Origin of the sequence: Streptomyces sp. F001, from assembly GCF_004187715.1 — a bacterium.
GTDB lineage: Bacteria > Actinomycetota > Actinomycetes > Streptomycetales > Streptomycetaceae > Streptomyces > Streptomyces flavusporus.
This window is the reverse complement of record NZ_QZWF01000039.1, coordinates 1-4627: the sequence shown is the minus strand read 5'-3', so window position 1 is coordinate 4627 and position 4627 is coordinate 1. Positions and strand designations below refer to the sequence as shown.

Genomic DNA, 4627 nt, shown 5'->3' with positions numbered 1-4627 from the left:
GCGTCCCCTCGACCCACAGCGCCGCACCCGCGTGTCCCGGCACCGATCTTCACGCGGCCGCGACCCGGATCAGGGCGCCCGGGTCACCGTCGCAGCCGCCCGACCTCTCGACGTGCGAGCACACCGTGCTCGCGTACGTCCCGTCGATCCGGGGCACAGCAGACCTTCGGCTTTCCGGCTCGACCGGCGCGCTGCGGCCTCCACCGCGCAGTACGTCGTGTCGTTCAGATCCAGCGGAACCACCATCCGGCAGCACGACCTCTCTCGAGCGCACGACGGCAGGGTGAGCGGTGGACATCGAAGCCATGATCTCCCTTAGGCAGTCAAGTTGAGCTATCCGACTCAATGCACGGAGCCGTCGAATGTTCCCCGATCCGTTCGCTCTGAGCGATCATTCCCGCCGCTGCTGCGCCTCTGTGTCAACGCCGCGGAGTCGATCACTCCCGTCCCTTATTCCTCTACATGTCGCAGAGAAGTGCCCAGATGAACGATCACCACCTACGACATCCCCAAGTCCTGACCGTCGTGAGGCCCGTCGGGCGAGGTCGTGCTGCGCCGGCACGACCCTGCTGCAGATCATCGTCAACGGCTGTTTCCTGATGGACACTCCGACGGACATCGAGCGCGGCTGGTCGACGCGGCTGAACGAACCCCGGACAGAGGGCGCGCCCGCGGTGCTATGCCGACTCGGGTCGGATTCTCGCTCGCACACGCCGCCGCAACCCCCGCTGGGCCGGATCACGGTGGTCGAGCGCGAGCGTGCCGTCACGACTGGCACCGCGACGGACCGCTCGCCGAGCTGTCTCGCGAGGCCCTCGCCGACAGCCGTACGGAGATCGTCGAAGCGATCTGATCACTTCGTCAATGAGACTTCCGCCACGTCGACGCGCTGTGCCTGACACAACGGGCCCGGGTGGACGTCACGGAGGGGAACGACGGCTGTACTCGCGGCCGGACTGGCAACGCGCAAGGTGAGAACCCGGCGGTGTGCTCCCGTGTGTCGGCGCAGCCCCCCCGGAATTTTGAAGGATCCTTGCGGAATGCCGGTTTCCGTGTGTGCGTACGAAGAGATCCCCGTGCCCGGGGCGTTCCGGACGCCGTGCATCTCGGCGTACACCTGATAGCCGAGCTGCGTGATCCCCGTAGCTGCATCCCTGACGCCGTCATTCAAGCGTCAATCGCAGTCATGGATCACCCCACGATTCCGGAAAGCACACTTCAGGGGCGGGCGATGAGCAGACACACACCTCCCACAACGGCACGCGGCACCACCCCGGCGCACAGCCGGTCTGGTGGTCGAGGACGACGCACGATCGTCGACGCCATCCGCCGCCTGCGCCGCCGAGGATTTTCTACAGACGGCCAGTGACGGCCCGCCGCCCGTCGACACGGCCGAGCCTGCAGCCCGACCTGCTGATTCTCACATCATGCTGCCGGCTTCGACGGCCTGGAGGTTGCCGCGGTGCAGCCAGCGGCCGGTGCCTACTGATGCTCACCGCGCGCGACGACGAGACCGACATGCTGGTGGCCGGCGTCGCGCCGACGATACATGACCAAGCCGTTCTCGATCCGGAGCTGGCGCGCGCGTGCATGTGCTGCTGCGCCGGGTCGAGCCCGCGGTCGCGCCGCCACTCCGCGCACCGGCATCCTGCGCCTGGGCGAGCTGGAGATCGACCACGCACCGCCGGTCCGGGTGCGCAGCGAGGACGTGCATCTGACGCCCACCGAGTTCGACCTGCTGGTCTGCCTGGCGAACACCCGCGCGCGTGCTCTCGCGTGAGCAGCTGCTGGCCGAGGTGTGGACTGGGCGGACGCCTCCGGCACCCGTACCGTCGACAGCCACATCAAGGCGCTGCGGAAATCGGCGCCGAGCGGATCCGCACGGTGCACGGCTGGCTACGCCCTGGAGACACCGACGCCATGAGCGAGGGCGGCCGGCCGCACGGAGGAGCCCGGGGAGCCCTGGGCGGCGTACCCCGTTCTCGATCAAGACCAAGCTGGGTGCCTGGTCGTCATCTCGGTGCTGATCACCACCGGGCTGCTGATGATCGCGTGCGCACCGAGACGAGCTGCGCTTCATCACGGTCTTCTCGATGATCGCCACCCTGTTGATCACGCAGTTCGTGGCACATTCGCTCACCGCACCGCGACGAGATGAACGCGGTGGCCCGCTCCATCTCGCACGGCGACTACACCCGCGGTCCGTGAGAACGGTGGACGAGCTGGGCGACCTGGCCGTCACGATCAACCGCATGCCGACGACCTGGAGGCTCAGGACAACCAGCGCAAGGAGCTGGTCGCCAACGTCTCGCACGAGCTGCGCACACCGATCGCCGGGTTGCGCGCGTCCTGGAGAACATTGGACGGCGTCACGGAGCCGACCCGGAGACCATCGGACGGCCCTGAAGCAGACGGAGCGGCTGGACGTCTCGTGGAGACGCTCCTCGACCTGTCGCGTCTGGACAACGTCGTACCGCTGAAGACGCGCGGTTCGAGGTGTGGCCGTATCTGTCCGGGGTGCTGAAGGAGCCAACATGGTCGCCTCCGCGCGGCGGGCATCGCCTCCGGCCGGCAGTCACACCGCGTACGGACGTCCATCTGCACTCGACGTGTCCCCGCCGGAGCTGCCGCGCACGCCGACCCGGAGCGGATCCACCAGGTCGTCGCCACCTGATCGACAACGCGGTCAAGCACAGCCCGCCCGCCGGGTCACGGTGAAGGCGCGGCCGGGCGCGCCCAGTCGCTGGAGCTCGAGGTCCTGGACGAGGCCGGGCATTCCGCGTCGAGTGGCACCGGGTCTTCGAGCGGTTCAACCGGGTGCCGTCAACCGCCGCACTCCGGGCAGCGACGCGGCACGGGCCTCGGCTGCGATCGCCGCTGGGCGGTGGATCTGCACGGCCAAGATCGGTGTGGCCGAATCCGAGCGGGCTGCCGGATCCTTATCACCTCCGGACTCCGTCCCCAAGTGACGTAAAGTTCGAAGCGGAGCCACAAGATCCACAGGCGTCGCACTGCAGGACACGTGTGATCAGGCGAAGGCCGCGTCTCGTATGCGCCGGGCCCGGGTCAGTGCATCCCTTTCACACCGGAACCACGCTTGTTTCCCGCCATTTCCATCCCCGAAACACGTGCTCAGATGTGACTTACGCGACGATGAACGGCCGGCCTGACCTTCTCGGTCATGAGGCGTACTTGATTCCCGCTGTCCATCACCTTGTGAAGCGGAAGAGGCGGTTGCGCCGTGTCCAGTCCCCCAGTAACGCATCGAGCATCTCGACCGACGCCGATCAAGCGGGCAAAACCGCTGCCGCGTTCGTCCCAACGAGTGGCTCGTCGACGAGATCTATCAGCAGTACCTCCAGGACCCGAATTCGGTAGACCGTGCCTGGTGGGACTTCTTCGCCGACTACAAGCCGGGGGCCCCGTCCGCCCGGCTCCGCGGTACCGCGGCTGCGGAGACCACCACCACGGCTCAGACGCCGGCCCCGGCCAGGCAGCTCCCCGCCCCGGCCCAGGCAGCTCCGGCCGCTCCCGCCGCCCCGAAGCCGGCCGCCGCGCCCGCCCGGCTCCGGCGAAGGCCCCGGCCCCGGCCCCGGCCCCGCCGCCAAGCCGAAGGCAAAGGCCGAGCCCGCCGCCGCGCCGACGGCGCCGGAGGGCCCCGAGCTGATCACTCTGCGCGGCCCGGCCGGCCGTCGCGAAGAACATGAACGCCTCCCTGGAGCTGCCCACGGCCACGTCCGTGCGCGCGGTCCCGGTGAAGCTGCTCTTCGACAACCGCATCGTCATCAACAACCACCTCAAGCGGGCCCGGGGCGGGAAGATCTCCTTCACGCACCTGATCGGCTACGCGATGGTGCAGGCCATCAAGGCCATGCCGTCGATGAACTGGTCGTTCGGCGAGAAGGACGGCAAGCCGACCCTCGTCAAGCCGCCGCACATCAACCTCGGCCTCGCCATCGACCTGGTCAAGCCCAACGGCGACGCAGCTGGTCGTCGCGGCGATCAAGAAGGCCGAGACGCTGAACTTCTTCGAGTTCTGGCAGGCCTACGAGGACATCGTCCGCCGCGCCCGCGACAACAAGCTGACGATGGACGACTTCACCGGCGTCACGGTCTCCCTGACCAACCCGGGCGGCCTCGGCACCGTGCACTCGGTCCCGCGTCTGATGCCGCCAGTCGTCATCATGGGCGTCGGCTCGATGGACTACCCGGCGGAGTTCCAGGGCACGTCCCAGGACACGCTCAACAAGCTGGGCATCTCCAAGGTCATGACGCTCACGTCGACGTATGACCACCGGGTGATCCAGGGCGCCGCCTCCGGCGAGTTCCTCCGCCAGGTCGCGAACCTGCTCCTCGGCGAGAACGGCTTCTACGACGACATCTTCGAGGCCCTGCGCATCCCCTACGAGCCGGTCCGCTGGCTCAAGGACATCGACGCCAGCCACGACGACGACGTCACCAAGGCCGCCCGCGTCTTCGAGCTGATCCACTCCTACCGGGTCCGCGGCCACGTCATGGCGACACCGACCCGCTGGAGTACCGCCAGCGCAAGCACCCCGACCTGGACATCACCGAGCACGGCCTCACCCTGTGGGACCTGGAGCGCGAGTTCGCCGTCGGCGGCTTC

General features: G+C 68.2%; 1 protein-coding gene and 3 pseudogenes. All 4 read left to right on the top strand.

The genetic code is table 11. The features are described 5' to 3' along the window. Window positions 1-1233: 1233 nt before the first annotated feature. Window positions 1234-1924: pseudogene (locus StrepF001_RS40220) on the top strand (response regulator transcription factor); the annotation flags it as partial. A gap of 61 nt (window positions 1925-1985) precedes the next feature. Next, window positions 1986-2974 (top strand): annotated as a pseudogene (locus tag StrepF001_RS50315) (HAMP domain-containing sensor histidine kinase). A 267-nt stretch (window positions 2975-3241) separates the two neighbouring features. After that, a complete protein-coding gene (locus tag StrepF001_RS40210; RefSeq protein WP_346657006.1) occupies window positions 3242-3667 on the top strand; it encodes a hypothetical protein in 426 nt (141 codons plus the stop codon). After that, window positions 3613-4627: pseudogene (locus StrepF001_RS50310) on the top strand (2-oxo acid dehydrogenase subunit E2); the annotation flags it as partial. The gene StrepF001_RS40210 and the pseudogene StrepF001_RS50310, both read left to right, overlap by 55 nt.